The organism is Actinoplanes sp. NPDC051388 (genome assembly GCF_055586225.1).
Genome location: NZ_JBVJIP010000021.1, coordinates 100306 through 125627 on the forward strand (window position 1 = coordinate 100306; position 25322 = coordinate 125627).

Genomic DNA, 25322 nt, shown 5'->3' on the forward strand with positions numbered 1-25322 from the left:
CCTTCATTCTCGGGTGGGTCTTTCGGTCAGCGCGTCCACCCGCCCGGTGCGGGCGACCCGGGCGAAGGCGTGCGCGCTGGGCTTGGGGTGGCGGGCGAAGCAGTCCGCACGGTCGACGGCGACGAGACCGAACCGGGGCCGGTAGCCCTCGCTCCATTCGAAGTTGTCGAAGGCCGACCAGTGCAGATAGCCGCGCACGTCCACGCCCTCGTCGCGGGCCTGGGCCAGCGCGCGCAGGTGAGTGGCGAGGTAGTCGACGCGCTCGGCGTCATCGCCGGTGGCGATGCCGTTCTCGGTGACGATCAAGGGCAGACCGGTACGCGCGGCCCGATGCAGCATCTCGCGCAGTCCGTCGGGATGCACCGCCCAGCCCATCTGGGTGATCGGGGTGCCCGGCGGCGGCACCGCGAACAGGGTCGGCGAGGCCGGATCGACCCACTGTTTCCGGTAGTACTGCACGCCGAGCCAGTCCCCCGCGTCCGGCCCGTCGAGCCCGTCGAGATAGCGGTCGACGATCTCGTGCCGCATCTCCTGGTGCAGCGCACGGCAGGCGTCGTCGTCGCGGGCCGGGACGAGCAGCGGAAGCTGAACGGCCAGCCCGATCCGGGAGTGCGCCGCGCTGCGCACCGCCCGGACGGCCGCGTGATGCGCTTCGAGCAGCACTCCGCCGACCCGCTTCCACTCCACCCGGCTGGCGCGGCCGGGCGGGTGGTAGCCCTCGAGATATCCGTGCAGGGCGACCATCTGCGGTTCGTTGATGGTGCAGGCGTAGGGCATCAGGTCGCCGAGCGCCTCGGCGACCCGCGCGCAGTAGCGCGCGAACGTCGGGACGGCGTCGGCGGCCAGCCACCCGCCGCGGGCCGCGAACCAGCGCGGCAGCGTGAAGTGGTGCAGGGTCACGATGCCGATGAGCCCGTTGTCCCGCAGCGCGGTGAGGACCCGCCGGTAGTGCGCCAGCGCCGCGGCGCTGAACTCGCCGGGCGCCGGCTCGATGCGGGACCACTCCACCGACAGCCGGTGCGCGTTGTGCCCGAGCGAGGCGAGCAGCGCGAAGTCGCCGGCGTAGCGGTGGAGGTGGTCGATGCCGTCGCCGGAGGACTCCACCGCCGCGGTGCCGGGGGTGTGCTCGAAGTCCCACCAGTCGTTGTTCACGTTGCCGCCTTCCACCTGGTGCGCCGCCGTCGCGGCGCCCCAGAGGAAGCCGGCCGGGAACCTCAGGATCCGGCCTTGTAGTCGGTGTCCATCGAGGACAGCACCTGGGCCGGGGTGCTCTGCTCGCTGAAGACCTCCTGCAGGCCGCTGAGCATCGTCTGCTGCACCTTGGCGTTGGGCCACAGCTGGTCCATGAACGGGACGGTCCGGTTGTCCTTGACGAAGGTGGTCAGCTCGGTGAGCCCGGGGTCGACGGTCGAGCCGGCGTCGGGCAGGGTCGGCAGGCTGCCCTGCTTCTGGTTGAAGACCTTCATGCCCGCCGGGGACATCACGTAGGTGATGAACTTCAGCGCGAGGTCCTTGTTCTTGGCCTTGGCGTTGATGCCGTAGCCGGCGCCGGCGGCCGCGGGCATCAGGAACTTCGCGGGGTCGTCGGTGGCCGGCAGCGCCTTCATCGTGAACTTCCCGGCCGGGTTCTTCTGCTTCAGCAGGGCGATCACCCAGTTGCCCTGGATGATGCCGAGCGTCTTGCCGGAGGCGGCCAGGGTCTGGCTGGCCTCATAGCTGGTGCCCAGCGGGTTCTTCTGGAAGCAGCCGCTGCTCTGCATCTGCTGATATTTGGCCATCGCGGTGGTCCACGGCGATCCGGCGAAGGTGGCCTGCCCACCCTGCATCTTGGCGTCGAAGTCGCGGTCGGCGCCGTAGACGTCGGTGGCGACCAGCGCGTAGAGCGCCAGCTGGGTGACCCAGTTGTCCTGGATGCCGAGGGCGAACGCCGGGGTGCCCTTGCCCGCCGCGGCCTTGCAGAACGCGAGCAGATCGGTCCAGGTGCCCGGCGCGGTCAGCCCGGACTTCTGCAGGGCGTCGTCGTTGTAGACGGCGCCGATCCCGTTCAGGCCGAACAGCGCGTTGTAGGTCTTGCCCTCGTATTGCGCGACGGTCTTGAACGCGTCCGGCAACTGGCCGGCCCACGGCTGGTCGGACAGGTCGAGCAGATAGCCGGGCTTGGCCAGCACGTAGGTGGCGCCGGGGTTGCCGTTGCCCGGCCAGACGCTCAGCACGTCGGGGGCGGTGCCGGACGCGAGCTGCGTACGGATCTGCTGTTGATATTGATCTGCCCCGCTGGTGGTGAAGTTGACTTTCACTCCAGGGTTGGCCGCCTCGAACGCCTTGACGACGTCCTCGATGGACCCCTGGTCAACCGAGGCGAGCGTCAGCGTCTTCGAGTCGCCACCACTATTGCCGGACCCGGCGTTGGTGCCGCCGCTGCACGCGGTGACGGCGAGCGCGACCGTGGTGAGCGCGGCGAGAAAGCGTATTTTCATGGTGCTGTCATCCCTTCAGTCCTCCGGCGAAGCCGTTGATGATGGAGCGCTGCAGTGCGAGATAGACCGCGAGGACCGGCACGATGCTGATCACCAGCGCGGCGAAGATCAGGTTCCAGTCGGAGACGTACTGGCCGACGAAGCCGGCGATCGCGACCGGCATGGTCTGCTGGGTGCTGCCGCTCAGATAGAGCAGCGGGGTGAAGAAGTCGTTCCAGATGCTCACCGCGTTGAGCACCAGCGCGGTGACCGTGATCGGCTTGAGCATCGGCAGCACGACGTAGCGGAAGGTCTGCAGCGGCGTGCCGCCGTCGATCAGCGCCGCGTCCTCGAAGTCGCGGGGCAGCGCCCGCAGGAAGCCGACGTAGAGGAACGTGGTGAACGGGACCTGCAGCCCGGCATAGAAGAGCACCAGCGACCAGACCGAGCCGAGCAGGCCCAGATCGCGGACGGTCTGATAGAGCGGCAGCGAGGCCAGCTGGAACGGCAGGATCAGGCCCAGCATGATCGCCAGGAAGGTGCCCCGGGACCAGTGCGCGGTCGAGCGGGCCAGGGGGTAGGCGGCCAGCGACGACACCGCCAGCACGATCAGCACGCTGACCACGGTGACCACCACGCTGTTGATGAGCGCGCCGCCGAGGCCGGCCTCCTGCCAGGCGCTCGCGAAGTTGTCCAGGGTCGGCGAGGCGGTCGGCGCGATCGGCGACGAGTCGTCGGACGGCGCCCGCACGGCCAGGTTGATCAGGACGTAGACCGGGAACGCGAAGACGGCGGCGACCGCGATCATGAAGAGCTCGAGCGCGAGGGTGCGCGGGCGGTAGCGGTTCACGACGCGGCCCGCTCGTTGCGCGACAGCACGGCGAACTGCCCGGCCGAGACGACGGCGACGATCACCGTCAGGACGACCGCGAGGGCGATGCTGTAGCCGAACTCGCCCAGGGTGAAGGCGTCCTTGTAGATGAGGGTGGAGATGGTGTCGGTGGCGTGGCCGGGGCCGCCGCCGGTCAGCGCGTACACCTGGTCGAAGAGTTTGATCCCGCCGATGATCGACAGCATCAGGTTGATCGTGATGGCCGGCGCCAGCAGCGGGCGGATGATCGACCAGAAGCGGCGCACCGGCCCGCTGCCGTCGATGGCGGCCGCCTCGTAGATCTCCCGGGGCACCGATTGCAGCCCGGCCAGGAAGATCACCATCGAGTAGCCGGCGAACTGCCAGACCACGACCAGCACGATCATCCACAGCGCCAGATCCGGGTCGCCGAGCCAGTCCTGCCGCAGCGAGCCCAGCCCGACCGCGCCGAGCAGGCTGTTCACCGCGCCGTCCGGGCCGAGCAGGTTCCGCCACAGGTACGCGGTCACGATCGGCGTGATCACCGCCGGGGCGAACAGCAGCACCCGCAGCACGTTCCGGCTCTTGATCATGGTGTTGACGCCGAGCGCCAGCAGCAGCCCGATGCCGTTCTGGATGACCGTGATGGCCACCGCGATCAGCAGGGTGTGCCAGACCGCCTGCAGGGCGTCCGGGTCGTCGAGCATCGTGGTGAAGTTGCTCAGGCCGATCACGTCGAGGTCCGGGCTCAGGCCGTCCCAGTCGGTGAACGCGTAGTAGACGCCGCGGGCGCTCGGCACCAGCACCACGAAGGCGAACAGCACCATCGCCGGCACCACGAACCACCACGGCGGCGTCACCCGCCGCCGGGACCGCGAGGTGCTGGTCGCGGCCCGTTCCGGCGCACGTTCTCGAAGATCGACCGACACGGGAACCTCTTCGTTTGAACGTTTCACAGATCGCCCGAGGCGATGGGAAACGTTTTCCAAGATGTTTCGCCGACCTTAAGAGCGGATGCCGAACGACGTCAAGGAAAGTAGGTGATCTATGCTGGGTAACGTTTCCGAGAAGGCGGGAGATCGGATGCCGAAACAGACCACGCCGGCGCGGCGGGTGACGATCGTCGACGTGGCCCGCCACGCGGGGGTCTCCACCACCGCGGTGTCCAAGGTGATGAACAACGCCTACGGCGCCAGCCCCGACATGCGCGCGCGGGTGCGGGCGGCGATCGAGGAGCTCGGCTACCGCCCGTCGGCCGCGGCGCGGGGGCTACGCGGGAGCACGTACACGATCGGGGTGACCCTGCCGGACATCCGCAACCCGTTCTTCGCCGACGTCCTCGACGGCGTGACCGCCGGCCTCGACGGCACCGACTACGTGCAGATGATGGCCCGCTGCTGCAACGACGAGGTGGCGGAGGCACGCATCCACGACGCGATGATCGACCGCAGCATGGACGGGCTGATCCTGGTCGCGCCGACCGGCTCCCGCAAACATCTGGAACGCGTCGCGCGCACCGTCCCGACCGTGGTGGTGGGCCGGCACGGCCGGGCGACCCACTACGACACGGTCGCCGACGACGACTTCGCCGGCGCCGAGCTCGTCGTCGCGCACCTCGCCGCGCTCGGGCACCGCCGCATCGCCCACATCGAGCACCTGGAGACCGACCCGGTCCGGCTGGCCGAGATGCCCAACGCGATCCGCGCCGACGGCTACCGGCACGCCATGCGGGCGCACGGACTGGGCGAGCACATCGACGTCGCGTCCACCACCTACACGCAGGAGGGTGGCTACCTCGGCGCCCGGCAGCTGCTGGCCCGCGAGCATCGGCCTACCGCGATCTTCGCGGGCGCCGACATCGTCGCGATGGGTGTGCTGGACGCGCTCATCGAGGCCGGCCTGTCGGTGCCCGGCGACGTCTCGCTGGCCGGTTACGACAACACCACCTTCGCCGCCTTCGCGCCCATCTCGCTGACCACAGTGGATCAGGCCGGGCACCACATCGGCTCGGAGGCGGCCCGGCTGCTGCTCGCCCGGATCGCCACCCGCGACCAGCCGACGGCGCAGGTCAAGCTCTCCCCCACGCTCGTCGAGCGGCGCACCACGGCTATTTTTTCGCCGACGACAGGGCCCACGACGCGAGCAGGGTGAGCGCGTGCGCGGTCGGTGAGTCGGGCTCCGCCGCGTAAAGCGTCAGCACGAGGCCGGGCTCGGCGATCAAACCCATGCTTTCGTACGCGAGCTCGAGGTCGCCGACCACCTGGTGGTGGAAGTTCTTGACGCCGGTGCCGTGGATCCGCACGTTGTGCGCGCCCCACCGGCGGCGGAACTCGTCGCTGCGGGTGGACAGCTCACCGACCAGGTCGTGGATGCCCCTGTCGTGCGGGTCGACGCCGGCCGCGGTGCGCAGGTTGGCCACGGTCATGTCGGCGAAGCGGTTCCAGTCGGGATAGAACCGGTGCGCGGCGCTGTCCAGGAAGGTGAACCGGGCGAAGTTCGGGGTGCCGGCCGGGTCCGCGTAAAGGTCGCTGTGCATGGCCCGGCCGAGGTGGTTGGTGGCGACCAGGTCCGCGCGGTTGTTCACCACGATGGCCGGCGCGGTGATCGCGTCCAGGGACCACTGCAGGCTGGGCCGCACGGTCCACTGCCGGGGCCGGCGGTTCGGCCGCAGCAGCGCGCCGCTGCCGTTGGCCGCCTGCGCGAGGCGCATCAGGTGGGCGCGCTCGGCGTCGTCGAGCTGCAGGGCCCGGGCGATCGCCTCGAGCACACCGGCCGAGACCCCGGCGAGGGCGCCGCGTTCGAGCTTGGCGTAGTACTCCACGCTCATGCCGGCCAGCGCGGCGACCTCGCTGCGGCGCAGGCCGCTGACGCGGCGCTGCCCGCTGACCGGCAGCCCGGCCCGTTGCGGCGTGATCTTGGCGCGGCGCGAGGTCAGGAACTCGCGCACTTCGGCTCGGTTGTCCATCCCTCGACGGTACGACGCGCCGCGCCGGCGAGGGATGTACTGGCGGTACACCTCTGCAGAGTGACTCGTAGCTCCGCCGCGGGCGTGGTGAGCTGTCCTCGTCAGCCAGCATCGCGTCATACCGGAGGACGTCATTCTCACCGTCAACGCCATCGCCGCGACCTCGCCCACCGCACCGCTCGTCCGCACCACCGTCGAGCGTCGCGACCTCGGTCCGCACGACGTGCTGATCGAGATCCGCTACGCCGGCATCTGCCACTCCGACATCCACACCGTGCGCGGCGAGTGGGGCGAGGTGCCCTATCCGCTCACCGTCGGCCACGAGATCGTCGGCGAGATCACCGAGATCGGCGCCGAGGTCACCAAGCACGCCATCGGTGACCGGGCCGGCGTCGGCTGCATGGTCAACTCGTGCCGCGAGTGCGCGAACTGCCGGGCCGGCCAGGAACAATATTGTCTCAACGGCAACATCGGCACCTACGCCGCCGTCGACCGGGACGGCACGGTCACCCAGGGCGGCTACTCGACGCACGTGGTGGTCAACGAGGACTTCGTGCTGCGGGTGCCGGAGGCGATCCCGTACGAGAAGGCGGCGCCGCTGTTGTGCGCCGGGATCACCACATATTCGCCGCTGGCGCACTGGAAGGCCGGGCCGGGCACCAAGGTCGCCGTGGTGGGCCTGGGCGGCCTGGGCCACATGGCCGTCAAGATCGCCGCCGCGATGGGCGCCGAGGTGACGGTGCTGTCGCAGACGCTGGGCAAGAAGGACGACGGCATCGCCTTCGGCGCCGAGCAATACCACGCCACCGGCGACCCCGCGACCTTCGAGGCGCTCAAGCACAGCTTCGACCTGATCATCAACACGGTCAGCGCGCCGATCGACATGGCGGCCTACCTGGGACTGCTCCGCCTCAACGGCACCCTGGTCAGCGTGGGCGCGCCGCCGGAGCCGCTCGCCGTACCGGTCTTCGCGCTCTTCGCCAACCGCCTCTCGTTCGCCGGCTCCGGCATCGGCAGCATCGCCGAGACCCAGGAGATGCTCGACTTCTGCGCCGAGCGCGGCATCGCGCCGGAGATCGAGCTGGTCGGCGCCGACCAGGTCAACGAGGCCTACGAGCGGGTGCTCAGCTCGGACGTGCGCTACCGCTTCGTGATCGACATCGACACCCTGCGCTGAGACCGCGGCGGGAGAGGGGCGCCGACAGGATCCGTTCCCGCCCGAGCCGCGTGACGGTCAGCCGCCCAGCGTGACGTGCAGGATCTTCTCGTCGCTGTTGTCCGGGACGCTGTCCTTGTCGCCGAGGTTGCTGGTGGTCAGCCAGAGGCCACCGCCCGCAGCCGGCTCGGCGGTGCGCAAGCGGCCGTAGGTGCCGTTGAAGTAGGTCTGCACTCCGGTGAGCTCGGTGCCGCTGATCACCGCGCGGTACATGCGGGTGCCGCGCTGGCAGGCGATGTAGAGCGCCGAGCCGACCACGGCGATGCCCGAGCAGGAGCCCTCGGCCGTGGAGTAGGTGCGCTTCGGGGCGATGAAGCCGGCCGTGCCGCAGGCGCCGGAGGTGCCCTCGCAGGCGGGCCAGCCGTAGTTGCCGCCCTTGACGATCAGGTTCGTCTCGTCCATGACGGAGTTGCCGAACTCCTGCTCCCACAACCGGCCCTGCGCGTCGAACGCCAGGCCCTGCGGGTTGCGGTGGCCGTAGCTCCAGACGTACGTGTTGAAGGGGTTGTCGGACGGGATGCCGCCGTCCGGGTTGAGCCGCAGGATCTTGCCGCTGAGGTTGGCCAGGTTCTGGGCGTTGTCGCCGTTCTGGGCGTCGCCGGTGCTGGCGTACAGCTTGCCGTCCGGGCCGAAGCGCAGCCGGCCCCCGTTGTGGAACTTGTTGCGCAGGATGCCGCTGATCAGCACCTGCCGGGAGCCGGTGTCGAGGACGCCGCCGGTGAGCTTCATCCGGATGATCCGGTTGTCGGTGGGCGAGGTGTGCATGATGTAGAGCCACCGGTCGGTGGCGAACTCCGGGGAGACCGCCAGGCCGAGCAGGCCGCCCTCGCCGTCGGTGCTCTGCACGCCGGGCACGGTGCCGAGGTTCGTCTTGGCGCCGGTGGCGGGGTCGAGGCGGACGATGTTCTGGGCGTCGCGGCGGGTGTAGAGCACGCCGCCGTCCGGCAGCGTGGCCAGGCCCCACGGGATGTCGGTGTCGGTGGCGACCTGGTCCACCTCGCAGACCGGGTTGGCGCAGCTCGCGCCGGTGGTGACGGTGGCCGGGGCGCTGTGCGGCGAGGCGTTGGCCTGGGCGTCGCGGGCGACCACGTCGTAGACGTACCGCCGGGCCGGGGCGAGGCCGCTGTCGATGAAGGACGTCACCGTCCCCGGCACGCTGCCCACCTTGGCGTCGTCGCGGTAGACGTCGTACCCGCGGACGGCGATGTTGTCGCTCGATGCGGCCCAGTTCAGGGTGACCGTGGTGCCCTCGGCCGCCGCGACCAGCTGCTGCGGTGTGGTCGGCGCCTCCGAGTCGGGCGCGCACTGCGGCGGCGTGATCGGCACGGTGGCGCTGGCCTGGGACACGTTGCCCGCGGCGTCGCGGGCGTTGACGTAGAGGCCCCAGGAAGCTCCCGGCACGACGGTCAGGCTGGTCGACAGCGTCTGCCCGCTCACCGAGGTCATCTGCTGACCGTCGTGGTAGATGTCGTAGAACGCGACCGCGACGTCGTCGGTGGACGCGTCCCACGCGAAGGTCACCGCGTCGCAGACCAGGTCGCGCACCCGCGGATTGCCCGGCGGCGTCGGCGGCGTGGTGTCCGACGACCGCCATTTCTGGTTGCCCTGCCCGTTGCAGGTCCACAGCTGGACGAGCGCGCTGTTGTCGTTCGACGCGCCCTTCACGTCCAGGCACTGGCCGGACCGGTCACTGGTGATCGAGCCGTCGGCGTTGCGGTTCCACTTCTGGTTGGCGCCACCGTTGCAGGGATAGATCTGCACGGCGCCGGCGCCGGAGACGTCCAGGCACATCGTGTCGTCGTAGACCCGCAGCTCGCGGGCGGCGGTGTAGTTCCACAGCTGGTTCGGTTTCCGCAGGCAGTCATAGATGTTGACGCCCGCCCGGGGCTCACGGCTGTCGCCGATCACGTCCAGGCAGCGACCCGACGCGACGCCGACGACGGGCGAGCCGGTCGCCGCCGAGGCGGACCCGACGACCGAGACGATCGAGCCCACCGCGACGGCGACTACGGCCACCGGGGCCAGGAATCTACGAAAAGACACGAAGCGCAACGTACCCAATGATCGTCATCTATGCACGGTGACCGACCAACGGGCCGGGCCGGAAGTCGACGAAGGCCGGGCTGTCGCCGAGGCCGGCGGCGGTCGCGGCGGCCTGCAGGCGCCGGGTGGTCGCGGCCGAGTCCCAGCGGCCGGACCGGACCCGGTGCTCGACGGCCCGCAGCGCCGCGATGATCTCGCTGGTGACGAACGCGCAGTGGCCGCGGCGGGCGACGTAGGCCTGGCGCAGCAGGCCGGTGTCCCCGGCGCTCCGGACCTGGTCGGCGTAGCGGTTCTCGAACTCGACCGGCGCGAGCTGGTCGTAGAGCGTGTGCATGGTCAGCTGGGGCACGTCGAGGTGGCCGGACAGCGTCGAGGTGCGCGCCAGGCGGCGGACCGCGCCGGGATCCGGCCGCACGTCCGCGTGCCGGGTGAGGTCGCGCAGGTCCGCGTCGAGGTCCAGCCCGGCGGAGCGGTAGAGCTCACGTACGGTGTGCCGGTACGGCGACCGGGCCAGCAGCCGGCGGTAGTCCACCCCGGCGTTCCAGGACGCGTTTCCGCCGGCCGCGAGCTCGATCCAGTAGCGCGCGGGCATGATGAACGGCAGCGTGGCGACGAGCCAGTCGTACTGGGCCGTGGCGATGCCCTCGCTGTCCCCCGGCGCCGGCGGGCTCGGCTGGGCGGCCGACCAGGTGGGCATGTTGAGCAGCGCGGTGGCCAGGGCGACGCGGGCGCGTCCGGTGGCGGTGCCGCGGGCCGCGGTGGCACTGGCGGCGAGCTGCTGCGCCGCCGCGGCGCCCTCCCCCGGGTCGGCATAGCCGACGAGCTTGGCGGGCGCGTCCGGCCGGAGCAACCGGTTGAGGGCGTGCTCGCCGTCGAGCTGATAGTTGTTCAGGTCGATGCCGCCGGCCATCAGCCCGCAGGTGGACACCGCGCCGTCCAACCGGCGCCCGGCGACCTGGGCCTCCTGGCCGCTGACCAGGCCGCCCATCGAGGTGCCCAGGGCCAGCGTGATCCGGGGCCGTCCGATCAGGCGGGTGATCGCGGCCAGGCTGGCGAACTGGTCCCGGGTCGCGCTGTCCAGCGCCCAGAGCGAGCCGTCCGGGTCGTAGGAGGAGCCGACCAGGGCGTAGCCGCGATCGAGCAGCGCCCGCTGGGTGGCCGGGTTGGGAGCGTCGATCGCCTGCAGGGCGCCGAAGCCGTGGCTGTAGAGCACGAGCGTGCCGTTCCAGCGGGCCGGGACGTCTGCCACCCAGGTGGCGCCGTCGGGCAGGCTGCCGGTGTAGTGGGTGTCCTCGAGGGTGGCGGCGGACGCGTGCGGCGGGACCCCGCCGGCGACGACGAGGGTCAGGGCGAGAGCGGCGGTGGCGAGTCGGCGGATCATGGCTCCTCCTGGTGGGGTGGGCTGAGCGTGTCGGGTCGCAGGTCGAGGAGGCCGGCGGCGATGACATCGGCCGGTTCGGCGTACGCCGCCTCCAGGTCGCGGAAGACCTTCTGGGCGCGGACGGCCGGCCAGTCCGGCGGCAGGTGCTCGACCGGCAGCCGGGGATCCCGGCGGATCGCGGTGAGCCACTCGGCGACCAGGCTGAGCCGGGCCGCGAGCGGATCGCCGAGCGGCGGCGGGCCGTCCCAGCGGGTCAGGAAGTCCTGGTAGCGGGAGGCGAGTTCGGCCAGGTCGTAGGCGTCGCCGACCATCGCGGTGATGTCGGTCAGCTCGTCCGCGCGGGCGTGGAAGACCCGGGCGTGCGCCTCCAGGCCGAGGCCGGTGACGATCTCCTGGGCCGGCACCGCACCCGGGGCGATCCACAGGCCGCCCTGCAGTGGGCCGAACCCGGCCCAGGCCAGCTGGGAGCGCAGATCGTGGCGCTGCCGCTGCCAGGACTCGGGCAGCGAGAAGCAGAGCAGCGTCCAACTGCCGTCCCAGCCGTCGTTGACCGCGCCGGTCTGCCAGATCCGCCGCCGGCCGTCGTGCAGGATCGCGGCCGCTCGCGGGGTCAGCCCGAAGTACATCCTGCGGCCGTGCCGCTGGCGGCGCAGCAGGTCGCGGCCGACCATCCGGGTCAAGGTGGACCGGGTCGCGTGCGACGAGATGCCCAGGCGCGCGAACGTGTCGATGACGCTGCCGGAGAAGACGCAGACGTCCCGGTCCAGGACGAAGTCGCCGAGCAGCATCAGCATCAGCGTCTGCGGGCGCGGCGACGGTTCGGCGGGATCGGTCAATGGAGGAGACCTCTCAGCGACGGCATGCGCAAGATGTTAGGCAGAATCTTGACCGCAGTGAAAGGAACGCCTAACTTTTTCGACACGGTCCGGTAATCACCCGCAGGAAAAGCACCGGGAGGTACCCGTGCGCAGATCTGTGCCCGCTCTGGTCGTCCTCAGCCTCACGATCGCCGCCGCGGGCTGCGGCGGCGATGATTCCGGCGGCGACACCGCCGACCCGATCCGGATCGGCCAGATCGTCTCGCTGACCGGCAACTACTCGCCGCTGGGCAGCGAGAACCAGAAGTCCGTCGCGCTCGCCGTGGACCGGATCAACGCCGGCGGCGGCATCGGCGGGCGGCAGGTCGAGCTGACCGTCCGCGACGACAAGAGCCTTCCCGACCAGGCGGTGCTCGCCTTCAACGAGCTCAAGACCGACTCCGACGCGATCATCGGCTCGCCGTTCTCGAACTCCGCGCTGGCCACCATCCCGCTGGTCGACCGCGAGGAGATCCCCTACCTGTCGCTCACCCCGGCCGACGAGCAGGTCAAGCCCATCCACCCGTACGTCTTCGTCGTCCCGGCGCTGTCCAGCACCTATGCCGAGGCCGCCCTGCAGTACTTCCAGGCCGAGGGGCTGGTGCGGGTCGCCGTCGCCTTCGACACCAGGAGCAGCTATGCGGCGGCCGGCGCCAAGGCGCTGCAGGAGAAGGCCGGCACCTATGGCGTGACCCTGAGCCCGATCGAGGAGTTCCAGACCACCGCCACCGAGTTCGGCGCGGTGCTCAGCCACGTCCGCTCCTCGGACGCGCAGGCCCTGATGGTCTGGGCCACCGGCGCGCCCGCGGTCGCGCTCACCAAGCAGTACGCCGCCGCCGGGCTGGACGTCCCGCTGGTGCTGACCGGCTCACAGGCCAGCAAACTCTTCCTCGACCCGGCCGGTCCGGCCGCCGACGGCGCGACCATCGCCACCTCGATCGGCGTGGTCGGCGAGTTCTTCCCGGCCGGCCCGCAGAAGACCGCCATTGAGGAGCTCTCCACCGCGTTCACCGGCAAATACGGCTACCCGCCACCGCAGTTCGCGCAGGACGGCTACAGCGGGGTCAAGCTGCTGGCCGCGGCGATCGAGAAGGCCGGCGGCACCGACCGCGTCAAGGTGCGCGACGCCCTCGAGGGCCTGACGCTGACCACGCCGAACGGCACCTACACCTATTCGGCGACCAATCACAGTGGGCTGACCACCGAGCACATCGCGATCAACACGATCAAGGGCGGCAAGTTCGAGCCCACCGAGTACTCGCGCAAGAAGCTCGGCGGGCAATGACCGGCGCGGCCCTTCAGGTCAGCGGGATCGCCCGGTCGTTCGGCGGCGTCTATGCGGTCCGCGACGCCGACCTGAGCGTCGCGCCCGGCGAGCTGCGCGCGGTGATCGGCCCGAACGGGGCCGGCAAATCGACCCTGTTCGCGCTGATCGGGGGCCAGCTCGTGCCGGACGCCGGCACGGTGCGGCTGGACGGCGCGCCGGTCGAGAAGCTGGCCGCGCACCGCCGGGCGCGGCTCGGCGTCGGCGTCGTCTTCCAGGGCGCCCGGGTCTTCCACGGCCTGAGCGTCCTGGAGAACGTCATGGTCGGCGCGCACAGCACCACCCGGGCCGGGTTCGTCGCGGCGGCGTTCCGGCTGCCCGCGCACCACCGGGCCGAGCGGGTGATCCGCGAACGCGCCGCGGAGTGCCTGCGCCGGACCGGCATCGCCGAGTGGGCCGACCGGCCCGCCGAGGAGCTGCCGCTCGGCCAGCAGCGGGCGCTGCAACTGGCCCGGGCGCTGTGCGGGCGGCCGCGGCTGCTGCTGCTCGACGAGCCGGCCTCCGGGTTGCGCACGGCCGAGCGGGAACGCCTGGCCACCCTGATCGAGGATCTGCGCTCGGAGGGGCTGACGATGCTGCTGGTCGAGCACGACGTCGGCTTCGTGATGCGGCTCGCCGACCGGGTGACGGTGCTCGACCTGGGCCAGGTGATCGCCGACGGGACCGCCGCGGAGGTCCGCGCCGACTCCCGGGTGATCACGGCCTATCTGGGCGACGAGGCCGGGGCCGCGGCATGAGCCCGCCGGTGGTCGAGGTGACCGGCCTGACGGTGCGCTATGCCGGCGCCACGGCGCTGGACGGCGTGGACCTGACCGTCGGCGAGGGCGAGCTGGTCGCGCTGATCGGGGCCAACGGCGCCGGCAAGTCCACCCTGGTCAAGGCCGTCTCCGGCCTGGTGCGGCCGGACGCCGGGCAGATCACCGTACGCGGGCGGCTGGCCCAGTCGCCCGAGGGCCGGGAGGTCTTCGGCGACCTGACCGTCGACGACAACCTGCGCCTCGGCGGCTGGCGCAACGGGCGTCGCGGCCGGGACACCACCGCGGTCTACGAGTTGCTGCCCGAGCTGGCCGGGCTGCGGCGCCGCAAGGCCGGGCGGCTGTCCGGCGGCGAACAGCAGATGGTGGCGATCGGGCGGGCGCTGATGGCCCGGCCGGAGATCCTGGTGGTGGACGAGCTGAGCCTCGGGCTGGCGCCGCTGATCGTCGCGACCCTGGTCGAGCATCTGCGCACGCTCAACGCCGAGCGGGGACTCGCGGTGCTGCTGATCGAGCAGAACGCCCGCCTCGCGCTGGAGCTGTGCCACCGGGCGTACGTGCTGGAGGCCGGCCGGATCGTGCTCAGCGGCAAGGCGGCCGACCTGGCCCGCGACCCGCGGGTGACGGCGGCCTACCTCGGCGGGCACGTGGCGGCGTCGTGACCGACTTCCTGGGCTACGTGCTGACCGGGCTGGGCATCGGCGCCGGATACGCGCTGGTGGCCAGCGGGCTGGTCGCGATCTACCGGGTCACCCGGGTGGTCAACTTCGCGCAGGGCGCCTTCGCGGTGATCGCGGCGATGCTGACCGGCACGCTGCTGGCCGCCGGTCTGCCGCACGGCCTCGCCGAGCTGGCCGGGTTGCTCGTCGCCACGCTCACCGGTCTGCTGGTCGGGATGGTCGCGATCGGACGGTCCGGCACCACGCCGGGCACATCGCTGATCGTCACGCTCGGGCTGGGCGTGTTCGCGTACGCGGTGGAGATCTTGATCTGGGGAGACCAGCCGAGATCCTTCGCCGGGCTGACCGGCGTGGCCGAGGTCGCCGGCGCCCGCCTGCAGGCGCACTACTTGCTGATCCTCGCCGTGGCCGTGCCGATCTTCCTGGTCATGGCGGCGTTCTTCGCCCGCACCGACCTGGGCAAGGCGCTCTCCGCCTGCGCCTCCAACCGCTATGCGGCGCGGGTCGTCGGCATCGACGTGCGCCGGATGGGGTTGCTCGCGTTCGCCCTGGGCGGCGCGCTCGGCGGGCTGGCCGGCGTGCTCACCACTCCGGTGCAGCAGGTCACCTTCGACAGCGACGTGACCCTGATCGTGAACGGGTTCGCGGCGGCCATCCTCGGCGGTCTCACCCGGCCGGCGATCGCGCTGCTCGGCGGGCTGCTGCTCGGCGTCGCGCAGACCCTGATCGCCGGTTACGGCGGCGGCGCCTACCAGCTGGAGGTCGCCCTGTTGCTGATGCTCACCGTGATGATCGTGCAGGCGGCCCGCACCGGCCAGGTTCAGGAGGCGCTCCGATGAACCGCTGGTGGCTCGCCGGGCTCGCGGCGCTCACCCTGGCGTTGCCGCCGCTGCTGCCGGAACGGCATCTCGCGATCTATGTGCTGCTCGGTCTCGCCGCGACCGTCACGGTCGGCGTGTCGATGCTGATGGGGTACGCCGGGCAGGTCTCGCTCGGCCAGGCGTCCTTCTATGCCATCGGTGGCTACGCCGCCGGTCTGCTCACCGTGCACGGCCTGCCGTCGCTCGTGGGCCTGCTCGCGGCGCCGGTCATCGCGGCGGCCGCGGCGGTCCTGCTGGGCGCGCCACTGCTGCGGCTGCGCGGCCACCATCTGGCGTTCGCCACCCTGGCCATGCAACTGATCCTGTTGTCGCTGCTGGGCCAGGGCGACTGGGCGGGCGGCGCGATCGGGTTGCAGGGCATCCCGCGGCTCTCGCTCGGCGGCCTGGAGCTGCGCGACGACCTGGGCTATGCGTACGTGGTGTGGGGTGTGCTCGCGGTCGTGCTGCTGATCTCCCGCAACGTGGTCGCGTCCCGGGCCGGCCGGGGCCTGCGCGCGGCCGCGACCAACGAGATCGCCGCGGCGGCCAGCGGCATCCCGATCGGCGGCTACCGGCTCGCCGTCTTCGCGCTGTCCGCCGCGTTCGCCGGGCTGGCCGGCGGGGTCTACGCCTTCTACGTCGGCTATCTGGCGCCGGGCTCGTTCCCGGTGCTGCTGTCCATCGAGTACGTGGTGATGGCCGTGGTCGGCGGGCTCGGCACGATCGCCGGCCCGGTGGTCGGCGCCACCGTCATCATCCTGCTGGTCCAGGTGCTGACCGCGCTCGGCACCCAGCCCGGCATGCCGAGTTACGCGCCGAGCGTCCTCTCCTACGCGGTCTACGCCCTGCTGCTCGTCGTGGCCGTGCTCTATCTGCCGCGGGGCATCGTCCCGGCCCTGCGCGACCTCTCCCCCAAGGGTGGTGCCAAGAATGCGTCTCACTGACAAGGTCGCGATCGTCACCGGCAGCGGACGGGGCCTCGGCCTGGCCTACGCCCGCGCGCTCGCGGCCGAGGGAGCCGCCGTGGTGGTCAACGACCTCGACGCCGCGGCCGTCGACGAGGCGGTCGCCGCGATCACCGCGGCCGGCGGACGGGCGACCGGGGTGGCCGCCGCGGTCGGTGACACGGCGGCCGCCGAGCGGCTGGTCGAGGCGGCGGTCCGGGAGTTCGGCCGGCTCGACGTGCTGATCACCAACGCCGGCATCCTGCGCGACCGGGTGCTCTGGAAGATGACCGACGACGACTTCGACGCGGTGATCCGGGTGCACCTGCGCGGCACGTTCACCTGCGCGCGGGCGGCCGCGATCCGGATGCGCGAGCAGGGCGACGGCGGCCGGCTCATCCTGATCTCGTCGCCGGCCGGGCAGCGCGGCAACTTCGGGCAGACGAACTACGCGGCGGCCAAGGCCGGGATCGCGGCGATGGCCCGCACCTGGGCGCTCGAACTGGCCCGCAGCGGGATCACGGTGAACGCCGTGGTGCCGGTGGCGGCCACCGAGATGACCCGGACCATCCCGGCCTTCAAGCCGGTCATCGAGGAGGCCGAGCGCACCGGCACGCCGCTGCCGGACTGGCTGCGGCGCGACGCGGGCCTCGGCACCGTCGAGGACGTCACCGGCCTGATCACCTTCCTGGCGTCGGACGCCGCGAAGGACGTCACCGGGCAGGCGATCGGGGTGGGCGGCGACCGACTGGCGCTCTGGGCACACCCGAAGGAGAAGACGGTGGCCTTCGCCGACGGCGGGTGGAGTGCCGCGGCGATCGCCGGGCAGTGGCACTCCGGGGTGGGCGCCGAGCTCGAGACCTACGGAATCTGACATGGACATCGAGTCGCTCGACGCCATCGACGTGCACACGCATGCCGAGGTCGGCGCGGACGGGCACGGGTCGCTGAGCCCCTCCCTGCTGGACGCCTCGGCGGCATATTTCAAGACCGGAGGGCATCGGCAGCCGACCATCGACGAGACCGCCGCCCACTACCGTGAGCGCCGGATGGCCGCGGTCGTCTTCACGGTGGACGCCGAGCACGCGACCGGGCATCCGCGGATCGCCAACGAGGAGGTCGCCGCGGGCTGCGCCGCGCACCCGGACGTGCTGATCCCGTTCGCGAGCATCGATCCGCACAAGGGCCGGGCGGGCGTGCGGGAGGCTCGGCGGCTGGTGCGCGACCACGGCGTGCGGGGCTTCAAGTTCCACCCCAGCCTGCAGGGGTTCGCGCCGGACGATCGGATGGCATACCCGCTCTACGAGGCGATCGAGGAGCTCGAGGTGCCCGCGCTGTTCCACACCGGACAGACCGGGATCGGCGCGGGCGTGCGGGGTGGCGGCGGGATCCGGCTGAAGTATTCCCACCCGATGCTGGTCGACGACGTCGCCGCCGACTTCCCCGACCTGCGCATCATCCTGGCCCATCCGTCCTTCCCGTGGCAGGACGAGGCCCTCGCCGTGGCCACGCACAAGCCGCACGTGCACATCGACTTGTCCGGCTGGTCGCCCAAATACTTCCCGCCGCAGCTCGTCCGTTACGCCAACACCCTGCTCCAGGACAAGGTGCTCTTCGGATCGGACTGGCCGGTGCTCACCCCGGACCGCTGGCTCGCCGACTTCGCCGCCCTCGACATCAAGCCCGAGGTCCGCCCGAAGATCCTCAAGGCGAACGCCGCCCGGCTGCTCGGCCTCACCTCATGAGCGGCCTCGGATCATGGCCGGCCAGGCGGGCGGAGATCTCCCCGGACCGGGTCGCGCTGGTCTTCGGCGAGGAGCACATCACGTACGCCGAACTGCACGACCGCGTGCTCCGGACGGCCGGGCACCTGCACGAGGCCGGCGTGCGCGCGGGCGACCGGGTCGCCTACCTCGGCCCGAACCATCCGAGGTTCGTCGAGACCATGTTCGCCACCTACCGGCTGGGCGGCATCTTCGTGCCGCTGAACTTCCGGCTCGCCGCCCCCGAGATCGACTACATGCTCGCGCACAGCGGCGCGAAGGTCCTGCTGCACGCCCCGGAGTCCGCGCCGACCGTCCAGGCCTGCAAGCGCGTCCCCACGGTGGTGACGTCGGCCGAACACGCTGCCCCGTTCTTGTCTCAGGTCCCCGTCGCGGACGACGATCCCGCGTGCATCCTCTACACCTCCGGCACCACGGGCCACCCCAAGGGCGCCGTGCTCACCCACGGCAACCTCATCTGGAACTGCTACAACCTGCTGGTCTCGGTCGACGTGGCGAGCGACGAGGTCACCCTGGTCGGCGCTCCGCTGTTCCACGTCGCGGCGCTCAACCAGTGCCTGCTGCCGACGATCCTCAAGGGCGGCCGCTGCGTGCTCATGCCGTCCTGGAGCATCGACGGCGCCTTCGACCTGATCGCCCGGCACCGGGTGACCTGGATGTTCGGCGTCACCACCATGTACTCCACGCTCGCCCAGTCGCCGCGCTGGGCGGACGCCGACCTGTCCTCGGTGCGGACCATGATGACCGGCGGCGCCGCCGTGCCGGCCGCCCTGATCCGCACCTACCAGGACCGCGGTCTGACCTTCTGCCAGGGCTACGGCATGACCGAGACCGCACCCGGCGCCACCTTCCTGGAGGCCCCGGAGAGCGCCGCGCACGTCGGCTCGGCCGGGGTGCCGGTGTTCTTCACCGAGGTGCGCTGCGTGCGCCCGGACCTGACCGACACCGCGCCCGGCGAGCCCGGCGAGGTGCTCATCCGCGGCCCGAACGTCACCCCCGGCTACTGGAACGACCCCGGCGCGACAGCGGCGTCGTTCGCCGGCGACGGCTGGTTCCGCTCCGGCGACGTGGCCACGGTCGACGAGGCCGGCCACTACTTCATCGTCGACCGGATCAAGGACATGTACGTCTCGGGCGGCGAGAACGTCTATCCGGCCGAGGTCGAGGCGGCGATCTTCGAGCATCCGGCGGTGGCCGAGGTGGCGGTGGTCGGCGTCCCCGACGAGCGCTGGGGCGAGGTGGGCCGGGCCTTCATCGTGCCGGCGCCGGACCGGTCGGTCGACGCGGCCGGCCTGCGCGCGTTCCTGGACGGGCGGCTGGCCCGCTACAAGCTCCCGGTCTACGTCGACGTCGTGGCCGAACTCCCCCGCACCGGCTCCAACAAGATCCGCAAGGCGCCGCTGCGGGCGCTACCCCTCCGCGATCCGGCCTAGGAAAGGGCTACATCCGGGTGCATTCGTGCCGAAAAGGTTCCATGTGAAGGAGCAGGCGACCGGAGGCGGCGATTCGATCTCGCTCGTCGAGATCGCCGGGCGGCGGATGCACCTCCTGGCCGGCGCCACCATTCCGCTCTACCTGGTCGGTGTCGTCCAGACGAACGGCGCCCGGCGGGTGACGATGATCGTCATCGGCGTCGTCATCGCCGTCTCCGTCGCCATCCGCAAGCAGCACCACACGCGGATGAACGAGGCGCCCATCACGGTGGCCTCCGCGGCCCTGATCGTCGCGCTGTGGGGCTGGCTGATGCCGGACGAACCGCAGATGGCCGTCACCATCATGGCGGCCTCGATTCTCTACATGGCGCTGATGACGCCACGCCCGTTCGCCGAGATCGGCCTGAGCGTCGTCCCCGCCACCTACGCCGTCTCGCAGATCGTCCTGCGCGGGGCGGACGTGGCCGGCGTGGTCATCGGGGTCGGGGTGGCCCATGTCGCCCTCGGTTTGCTGGTGCTGTTCATCCGGGTCAGGACGGAACGCACGGTCGCCGACAACACGCGCGCCCTCGCCGCCGCCAACGACCGCCTCGAACTGCTCAGCCGCACCGATCCCCTCACCGGCATGGCCAACCGCCGGCACCTGAGCGAGACGCTGGCGGGCAAGTGGAACGAGGCGATCCGCACCGGCCTGCCGATCGGGCTCGTCATGATCGACATCGACCACTTCAAGCAGTACAACGACCACTACGGCCACCTCGGCGGCGACGAGTGCCTGCGCAAGGTCGGCGCCGCGGTGACCAGCGGCATCCGCAACACCGACCTGGCCGTCCGCTATGGCGGCGAGGAGTTCCTGGTGCTGCTGCCGGGCTCGGACGTGGCCGGCGCCCGGCTGGCGGCCGAGCGGATCCGGCGCAACCTGGCCGATCTCGACGAGAAGCATGCGGTGTCGCCGATCGGCGTGGTCTCGGTCAGCATGGGAGTCGCCGCCATGACCCCGGCGAGCGGCGGCACCGCGGACGAGCTGGTCCAGCTCGCCGACCGGGCACTCTACGAGGCGAAGCGCGAGGGCCGGAACCGGATCAACATCACCCCGGTGGCCGCGTAGGCCCGACGTTCGCGTCGAGCCACGACGTCAGCGGCTTACTCGTACGCAGGAAGTCGACGATCTTCTTCTTTGCCGCCGCCGTGCCCAGCCACCCGGCCGGCGGCCATTCCTTCCAGGTGATGAGCCCCTTGTGCCGCAGCAGGTCCAGCCGCGGATGGTCCTTCGGATAGCCCCGGGGCACCTTCTTCAGGCTGTCTCGCCCGCGCACCCCGATCCCGGCCCGCTCGATCGCCGCGATCAGGCCGGTCAGCTCCCCGCCGGAGCGGTCGTCCGCGACCGCCCGCCGATATCGATCGAGCTGGTCCGGGGCCATCTGGTACATCCCGGAACCGGCCGCCAGGCCGTCGGCCGACAGCTGCAGATAGCCGCCCTCGGCGAGCCACGCGCCCAGATGCGTCTTGTACGGCGTCTTGTCCTTGCTGAACCGCACGTCCCGGTACGGCCGGAAGATCTTGCCCGGCCCGAACTCCGGCTCGAGCGCGGCGAGCAGTTGCTCCATCGGCTCGCGCACCCGGCTCTCGTAGACCTTCGTCCGCGCGGTCCAGTAGGTCTTCGAATTGTCGGCGCTGAGCCCCTCGTAGAACTCGAGCGCCTCGTCCGGCCAGCCACGGAATGTCACTCCGCGAGTCTGAGCCTCCGCCCGGACGCGGGCAACCCGAGGGTGGCGTCGTGGTCGTAGAGCCAGCCGAGGCCGTTGAACGACCAGTCCCGCGGACCGGCCGCCAGCTGACTGTCGCGCTCCCGCTGGGCCGGCCCGTCCGGCAGGTGGAAGCGGGTCTTGTTGCCGGCCGACATCTCCTGCAGGCGTGCGGTGCGCGGCAGCCGGGCCCGCTCGTAGCCGGCCAGGGCGCCGGCCACCTCGGCCGCGCTCGCACCGCGCCGCAGCGGCCGCAGTGCCGCGGCCAGGGTGGCGCCGTCCTCGATCGCCTGCGCGGCGCCCTGCGCCATGAACGGCAGCATCGCGTGGGCGGCGTCGCCCAGCAGCGTGGACCGCCCGGCCGACCAGCCGGGCATCGGCGGCCGGTCGAACAGCGCCCACACGTACATCTCGTCGGCGGCGCCGATCAGCTCCCGCACCTGGGGATGCCACCCGGCGAACGCGGCCCGCACATCCGCGGTCTCGGCCCGGTCGGTCCACGACTCGCGGGTCCACCGATCCTGTTCCACCACCGCCACGAAGTTGACCGAGCGCCGGCCGCTGATGAAGTAGTGCACGAAGTGCCGGCCCGGCCCCATCCAGATCTGCGCGGTCACCTCGAGATCCAGGTGGCGGAGCCGGTCGGCGGGGACCACGGCCCGGTAGGCGACACAGCCGGTGAACCGGGCGTCGGCGGGACCGAACAGCAGCCCGCGCACCGCGGAGTGGATGCCGTCCGCACCCACCAGCACGTCGAACCGGGCCCGGCCGCCGTCGGCGAACACGGCCCGCACCCCGTCGTCGTGGTCGGCGAGGCCGGTGAGGCGGTGCCCGAGGTGGATCCGGCCGGCCGGCAGCGCCGCGGCCAGCGCGTCGAGCAGATCGGCCCGGTGCATCTGATAGTGCGGGAAGCCGAAGGTCGCCTCCAGCGCCTCGGCCAGCGGCGCGCGCAGCAGGGTTCGGCCGTCGTCCCAGCGGCGCTGGTGCCAGGCCAGCGGCTTCACGCCGGTCGCGCCGAGCGGGCCGGCCAGCCCCAGCCCGTGCAGGACGCGCGACGCGTTCGGGCTGACCTGCACGCCGGCGCCCACCTCGGACAGCCGGGCCGCCTGCTCGTACACGTGCACGTCCAGGCCCGCCCGCAGCAGGCTCGCGGCGGCGGCCAGACCGCCGATGCCCCCGCCGACGACGCCGACCGACAACGAATCCGCCATCGCACGATGGTCCACCGCCTCCGGCAGCGCCGCTGCCGGGTAACAGACAGCGGTCAGCTGCCCGAGGCCCACGGCTGACCGGGCGCCAGGCCCCGGGCCTGGGCCGCCGCGACGGCCTGCGCGAGGACGTCGTGGATCGGGACGCCGCGCCGGTCCGCGACGCCCTGGACGTCGTCGAACTCGGGGGTGGCGCGGAGGATCACGTGGTCCTGGTGCGCGATCTTGATGCGTACCGTCTCGCCGTCGAGGTCGACCGGCAGCCAGCTCCGGGGCAGGGCGAACTTTCGCACCGCGGTCTCGCGTACCCCGATCGTGCTGGTGTGCGCGATCATCGCGCCGCGCACCTCGGCGACCCGGGGTGCCGGGGTCAGGGCGTGCACCGTGTGGGCGGGACGGCCCTTCTTCATGACGATCGGGGTCAGCCAGGCGTCGGCGGCGCCGGCCGCCAGCAGGGCGGCCAGCACCGACGGCCACACCCGCGGATCGAGATCGTCGACGTTGGCCTCGATCACCACCTCCGCGGACACGGACGCGGCGGCCGGCTCGCCCAGCACCACCCGGACCACGTTCGCCAGGCCGGCCGGGTCGCGGGCGCCGGCGCCGACCCCCACCCGCGCCACCCGCATCGAGGGCATCGACGCGACCTCGTGGGCGAGGGTGGTGACCAGCGCGACGCCGGTCGGCGTCGCCAGCTCACCCGGGCGGTCGCCGCCGGACACGAGCCATCCCCGGGACAACTCCAGGACCGCGGGCACCGGCACGGCCAGCGCGCCGTGGGCGGTGGCCACGCGGCCCGAGCCGAGCGCGATCGGCCCGGCGGTCAGCCGCCCGACGCCCAGGTCGTGCAGCGCGGCACAGACCCCGACGATGTCCGCGACGGAGTCCACCGCGCCGACCTCGTGGAAGTGGACGTCGTCCGCGGCGATGCCGTGCACCCGCCCCTCGGCCTGCGCCAGCGCGGTGAACACGGCGATCACGTCGCGGCGGACCGGCCCGTCCAGCGGCGCCCGCTCGAGCATGCCGCGCAGGTCGTGCCAGCGGCGGTGCGGCTGGATCGGCTCGGCCACGTCGACGGTCAGCTTGGCCGCCCGCAGCGCGGCCCGCACGACGGGCGCCACCGACAGGGTCACCGCGCCCGGCACCACGGCGTCGACCGCCGCCTGGACCACCGCCAGCGAGGCGCCCGCGTCGAGAAGAGCGCCGAGCAGCATGTCTCCGGCCACGCCGGCGGAGACGTCCAGCCAGGCTTCCCGCATCGTCGATGGCATCCGATCAGGACTTGCCGCGCCGGCGGCGGCGCAGGGCGAAGGCGGCCGAGTCCCGGTCGAGCCGGAAGGACCAGAGACCGTCGAGTCGCTTGTTCTCGCGGGTGGAGCTGTCCTGGGGGCGGAGCATGATCGGGCCCTTTCGCTTCGGTGATGCTCCATTGACCCATCGCGACCCGCGATTGACCCATCGCGACCCGCGGCGGGCGCAGGGATTGCCAGGAGTTGCCTCGGCTCACCGCAGGCGGAACAGGACCTCGCCGGCGTTGGGCACGACGAACGTGCCGGCCGCGATCTCGGCCGGCAGGTCGATGGTGTCCGGGTCCAGGTAGCCCAGGTTGGCGGCGTGGCAGACCTCGGCCGGGATGCGGGTCGCCAGGGTCACCCGCACGCGCAGCCGCTCCTCGCCGGTCTCCGGGTCGTAGGTGCCGGAGCCGCGCAGGTGGGTCGAGTGGGCCAGGGTGCCCCAGTGGATGTGCTTGAAGCGGTCCCACTGCTTCACGAAGTAGTCGCGGCAGTGGTAGCCGATCTCGTTGATCTCCGGGTGGCTCGTCGAGATCTCGGTGATGTGCGGGGCGTAGAGGATGACCTCGCCGCCGTCGGCCACCGCCGGTTCGAGCTTGTAGAAGCCCTTGGCGCCGGTCCAGATGTCCTGGTACATCTCCGGCACCAGGGAGATGACCCGGTGCACCGGCTCGTCGAGGTAGTGCACGTGGGTCGCCGCGCAGACCTCGGCGGCGTCGGACCAGGCCGAGATGGTGTCGCCGAAGGAGATCGAGTGCAGGGCCGGGCTGCCGGCTTCGCCGACCACACAGAAGGACAACTTCTCCGCCGGTACGAGCGCGGCGCCCTCATTGATCAGCGCCCGGACCGGGGTGACCGCCGTGGTGCCGATGATCTCCGCCGAGGTGATCAGCGCGCCGATCCAGTGCGAGACGTCGATGATCTCCTGACCGGCCACCCCCGGGAAGAAGTACTTGTTGCCGCCGGAGATCCCGACCACCTCGTGCGGCAGCACCGGCCCGACGACCAGGGCGACGTCGTGCTCGACGACGGCCCGGTTCAGCAGCACCCGGACGTCCATGGCGAGCCGCCCCTCGGACAGCTCCGACAGCCGCTCCGCGGGAATCGTGCCCAGGTCGGCGAACGTCTCGGGCAGCCACCACTCGTGGTTGAGGACCGTCATGCCGGGATAGGTCGCTTCCAGCGCCCCCTCGGTGAACCCGAGGTGCCGGGCGATCGCCGCGTCGCTCATCGGCTGGTGCGTGCCGAGCGCGATGAGCGTGGTCATCCGGCTCGCCCGCCCGGACAGCGCCTCGTGGATCGCGCCGAGCAGCAGCGGCAGCGGGCAGGTGCGGGTGCCGTCCGGCACCAGGATGCAGACGCTGCGGCCGTCCAGGTCGACGGCGGCCAGCTGCTCGCGAACGAAGTCCCGCACCTGATCGTCGGTCAGCACGCCCTCGGCTCCGCCGAGTCGTGCGGCGGGGAGGTGGTTCTGGACAGCGGTGTCGGTGCGGCTCGTCATGGGTCCCAATCTGACCCGGCACCGGTAC

General features: G+C 71.7%; 24 protein-coding genes. 11 read left to right on the top strand and 13 right to left on the bottom strand.

Annotation, left to right across the window (positions count from 1 at the left end):
* Positions 1-3 precede the first annotated feature (3 nt).
* Genes ACZ6TI_RS39420 through ACZ6TI_RS39435 form a run of 4 tightly spaced genes read right to left on the bottom strand, consistent with a single transcriptional unit; the run spans position 4 to position 4235 of the window.
* The gene (locus ACZ6TI_RS39420) at positions 4-1221 is read right to left on the bottom strand and encodes a glycoside hydrolase family 1 protein (protein WP_465350440.1); all 1218 of its coding nucleotides are present in this window, start codon (positions 1219-1221) and stop codon (positions 4-6) included.
* A complete protein-coding gene (locus ACZ6TI_RS39425; RefSeq protein WP_465350367.1) occupies positions 1215-2477 on the bottom strand; it encodes an ABC transporter substrate-binding protein in 1263 nt (420 codons plus the stop codon). Before ACZ6TI_RS39425 ends, ACZ6TI_RS39420 begins: the two co-directional genes overlap by 7 nt.
* A gap of 7 nt (positions 2478-2484) precedes the next feature.
* Positions 2485-3306: a carbohydrate ABC transporter permease gene (locus ACZ6TI_RS39430; protein WP_465350368.1), complete on the bottom strand. Its 822-nt coding sequence runs from the start codon at positions 3304-3306 to the stop codon at positions 2485-2487.
* On the bottom strand, positions 3303-4235 hold the full coding sequence (locus tag ACZ6TI_RS39435) for a carbohydrate ABC transporter permease (protein ID WP_465350369.1): 933 nt from the start codon (positions 4233-4235) through the stop codon (positions 3303-3305). The genes ACZ6TI_RS39430 and ACZ6TI_RS39435 overlap by 4 nt, the downstream gene beginning before the upstream one ends.
* A 154-nt stretch (positions 4236-4389) precedes the next feature.
* Between ACZ6TI_RS39435 and ACZ6TI_RS39440 the strand changes: the two genes are divergently transcribed.
* Positions 4390-5457: a LacI family DNA-binding transcriptional regulator gene (locus tag ACZ6TI_RS39440; RefSeq protein WP_465350370.1), complete on the top strand. Its 1068-nt coding sequence runs from the start codon at positions 4390-4392 to the stop codon at positions 5455-5457.
* Here the strand turns inward: ACZ6TI_RS39440 and ACZ6TI_RS39445 are convergent.
* Entirely contained in the window at positions 5414-6271 is an 858-nt protein-coding gene (locus ACZ6TI_RS39445; protein WP_465350371.1) for a helix-turn-helix transcriptional regulator, read from the bottom strand. The genes ACZ6TI_RS39440 and ACZ6TI_RS39445 overlap by 44 nt on opposite strands.
* Positions 6272-6404: 133 nt before the next feature.
* On the opposite strand from ACZ6TI_RS39445, the gene ACZ6TI_RS39450 reads away from it, so the two are divergent.
* Complete coding sequence (locus ACZ6TI_RS39450) at positions 6405-7448, top strand: NAD(P)-dependent alcohol dehydrogenase (RefSeq protein ID WP_465350441.1); 1044 nt, start codon at positions 6405-6407, stop codon at positions 7446-7448.
* A 57-nt stretch (positions 7449-7505) separates the two neighbouring features.
* Here ACZ6TI_RS39450 and ACZ6TI_RS39455 read toward each other — a convergent pair whose 3' ends face one another.
* From ACZ6TI_RS39455 to ACZ6TI_RS39465, 3 genes are read right to left on the bottom strand one after another with little or no spacing between them, the layout of a single operon-like run.
* The gene (locus ACZ6TI_RS39455) at positions 7506-9530 is read right to left on the bottom strand and encodes a PQQ-dependent sugar dehydrogenase (RefSeq protein ID WP_465350372.1); all 2025 of its coding nucleotides are present in this window, start codon (positions 9528-9530) and stop codon (positions 7506-7508) included.
* 28 nt (positions 9531-9558) lie between these two features.
* Positions 9559-10911: a hypothetical protein gene (locus ACZ6TI_RS39460; protein ID WP_465350373.1), complete on the bottom strand. Its 1353-nt coding sequence runs from the start codon at positions 10909-10911 to the stop codon at positions 9559-9561.
* A complete protein-coding gene (locus ACZ6TI_RS39465; protein ID WP_465350374.1) occupies positions 10908-11747 on the bottom strand; it encodes a PaaX family transcriptional regulator in 840 nt (279 codons plus the stop codon). The genes ACZ6TI_RS39460 and ACZ6TI_RS39465 overlap by 4 nt, the downstream gene beginning before the upstream one ends.
* 127 nt (positions 11748-11874) lie before the next feature.
* Between ACZ6TI_RS39465 and ACZ6TI_RS39470 the strand changes: the two genes are divergently transcribed.
* Genes ACZ6TI_RS39470 through ACZ6TI_RS39510 form a run of 9 tightly spaced genes read left to right on the top strand, consistent with a single transcriptional unit; the run spans position 11875 to position 20656 of the window.
* Positions 11875-13053 (top strand): ABC transporter substrate-binding protein, encoded by a 1179-nt coding sequence (locus ACZ6TI_RS39470; protein ID WP_465350375.1) that lies wholly within the window; start codon positions 11875-11877, stop codon positions 13051-13053.
* Complete coding sequence (locus tag ACZ6TI_RS39475) at positions 13050-13829, top strand: ABC transporter ATP-binding protein (RefSeq protein WP_465350376.1); 780 nt, start codon at positions 13050-13052, stop codon at positions 13827-13829. The genes ACZ6TI_RS39470 and ACZ6TI_RS39475 overlap by 4 nt, the downstream gene beginning before the upstream one ends.
* Positions 13826-14509 carry an ABC transporter ATP-binding protein gene (locus tag ACZ6TI_RS39480; RefSeq protein ID WP_465350377.1) on the top strand — a complete coding sequence of 228 codons (684 nt, stop codon included), beginning with the start codon at positions 13826-13828 and terminating at the stop codon, positions 14507-14509. The genes ACZ6TI_RS39475 and ACZ6TI_RS39480 overlap by 4 nt, the downstream gene beginning before the upstream one ends.
* On the top strand, positions 14506-15366 hold the full coding sequence (locus ACZ6TI_RS39485; protein ID WP_465350378.1) for a branched-chain amino acid ABC transporter permease: 861 nt from the start codon (positions 14506-14508) through the stop codon (positions 15364-15366). Before ACZ6TI_RS39480 ends, ACZ6TI_RS39485 begins: the two co-directional genes overlap by 4 nt.
* A complete protein-coding gene (locus tag ACZ6TI_RS39490) occupies positions 15363-16331 on the top strand; it encodes a branched-chain amino acid ABC transporter permease (protein WP_465350379.1) in 969 nt (322 codons plus the stop codon). The genes ACZ6TI_RS39485 and ACZ6TI_RS39490 overlap by 4 nt, the downstream gene beginning before the upstream one ends.
* Entirely contained in the window at positions 16318-17205 is an 888-nt protein-coding gene (locus ACZ6TI_RS39495) for an SDR family NAD(P)-dependent oxidoreductase (RefSeq protein ID WP_465350380.1), read from the top strand. The genes ACZ6TI_RS39490 and ACZ6TI_RS39495 overlap by 14 nt, the downstream gene beginning before the upstream one ends.
* Position 17206: 1 nt before the next feature.
* A complete protein-coding gene (locus tag ACZ6TI_RS39500) occupies positions 17207-18076 on the top strand; it encodes an amidohydrolase family protein (protein ID WP_465350381.1) in 870 nt (289 codons plus the stop codon).
* Complete coding sequence (locus ACZ6TI_RS39505) at positions 18073-19548, top strand: acyl-CoA synthetase (protein WP_465350382.1); 1476 nt, start codon at positions 18073-18075, stop codon at positions 19546-19548. The genes ACZ6TI_RS39500 and ACZ6TI_RS39505 overlap by 4 nt, the downstream gene beginning before the upstream one ends.
* Before the next feature lie 43 nt (positions 19549-19591).
* Positions 19592-20656 carry a GGDEF domain-containing protein gene (locus ACZ6TI_RS39510; RefSeq protein ID WP_465350383.1) on the top strand — a complete coding sequence of 355 codons (1065 nt, stop codon included), beginning with the start codon at positions 19592-19594 and terminating at the stop codon, positions 20654-20656.
* On the opposite strand, the gene ACZ6TI_RS39515 is transcribed toward ACZ6TI_RS39510, so the two are convergent.
* From ACZ6TI_RS39515 to ACZ6TI_RS39535, 5 genes are all read right to left on the bottom strand, one after another.
* Positions 20637-21275 (bottom strand): DUF2461 domain-containing protein, encoded by a 639-nt coding sequence (locus tag ACZ6TI_RS39515; protein ID WP_465350384.1) that lies wholly within the window; start codon positions 21273-21275, stop codon positions 20637-20639. The genes ACZ6TI_RS39510 and ACZ6TI_RS39515 overlap by 20 nt on opposite strands.
* Entirely contained in the window at positions 21272-22504 is a 1233-nt protein-coding gene (locus tag ACZ6TI_RS39520) for an FAD-dependent monooxygenase (protein WP_465350385.1), read from the bottom strand. Before ACZ6TI_RS39520 ends, ACZ6TI_RS39515 begins: the two co-directional genes overlap by 4 nt.
* 53 nt (positions 22505-22557) lie before the next feature.
* Positions 22558-23760, bottom strand: a complete 1203-nt coding sequence (gene larC, locus ACZ6TI_RS39525; RefSeq protein WP_465350386.1) for a nickel pincer cofactor biosynthesis protein LarC — start codon at positions 23758-23760, stop codon at positions 22558-22560.
* Positions 23761-23776: 16 nt separating this feature from the next.
* The gene (locus ACZ6TI_RS39530; RefSeq protein WP_465350387.1) at positions 23777-23899 is read right to left on the bottom strand and encodes a hypothetical protein; all 123 of its coding nucleotides are present in this window, start codon (positions 23897-23899) and stop codon (positions 23777-23779) included.
* Positions 23900-24004: 105 nt separating this feature from the next.
* Positions 24005-25294, bottom strand: coding sequence for a lactate racemase domain-containing protein (locus ACZ6TI_RS39535; RefSeq protein ID WP_465350388.1), 1290 nt, complete (start codon positions 25292-25294; stop codon positions 24005-24007).
* Positions 25295-25322 lie beyond the last annotated feature (28 nt).

Excerpts from the sequence above, each read along its gene's own strand:
- ACZ6TI_RS39425 (WP_465350367.1), bottom strand. The coding sequence starts at position 2,477 with ATGAAAATACGCTTTCTCGCCGCGCTCACCACGGTCGCGCTCGCCGTC.
- ACZ6TI_RS39440 (WP_465350370.1), top strand. The coding sequence starts at position 4,390 with ATGCCGAAACAGACCACGCCGGCGCGGCGGGTGACGATCGTCGACGTG.
- ACZ6TI_RS39445 (WP_465350371.1), bottom strand. The coding sequence starts at position 6,271 with ATGGACAACCGAGCCGAAGTGCGCGAGTTCCTGACCTCGCGCCGCGCC.
- ACZ6TI_RS39460 (WP_465350373.1), bottom strand. The coding sequence starts at position 10,911 with ATGATCCGCCGACTCGCCACCGCCGCTCTCGCCCTGACCCTCGTCGTC.
- ACZ6TI_RS39475 (WP_465350376.1), top strand. The coding sequence starts at position 13,050 with ATGACCGGCGCGGCCCTTCAGGTCAGCGGGATCGCCCGGTCGTTCGGC.
- ACZ6TI_RS39480 (WP_465350377.1), top strand. The coding sequence starts at position 13,826 with ATGAGCCCGCCGGTGGTCGAGGTGACCGGCCTGACGGTGCGCTATGCC.
- ACZ6TI_RS39490 (WP_465350379.1), top strand. The coding sequence starts at position 15,363 with ATGAACCGCTGGTGGCTCGCCGGGCTCGCGGCGCTCACCCTGGCGTTG.
- ACZ6TI_RS39495 (WP_465350380.1), top strand. The coding sequence starts at position 16,318 with ATGCGTCTCACTGACAAGGTCGCGATCGTCACCGGCAGCGGACGGGGC.
- ACZ6TI_RS39500 (WP_465350381.1), top strand. The coding sequence starts at position 17,207 with ATGGACATCGAGTCGCTCGACGCCATCGACGTGCACACGCATGCCGAG.
- ACZ6TI_RS39505 (WP_465350382.1), top strand. The coding sequence starts at position 18,073 with ATGAGCGGCCTCGGATCATGGCCGGCCAGGCGGGCGGAGATCTCCCCG.
- ACZ6TI_RS39520 (WP_465350385.1), bottom strand. The coding sequence starts at position 22,504 with ATGGCGGATTCGTTGTCGGTCGGCGTCGTCGGCGGGGGCATCGGCGGT.
- larC (WP_465350386.1), bottom strand. The coding sequence starts at position 23,760 with ATGCGGGAAGCCTGGCTGGACGTCTCCGCCGGCGTGGCCGGAGACATG.
- ACZ6TI_RS39530 (WP_465350387.1), bottom strand. The coding sequence starts at position 23,899 with ATGCTCCGCCCCCAGGACAGCTCCACCCGCGAGAACAAGCGACTCGAC.
- ACZ6TI_RS39535 (WP_465350388.1), bottom strand. The coding sequence starts at position 25,294 with ATGACGAGCCGCACCGACACCGCTGTCCAGAACCACCTCCCCGCCGCA.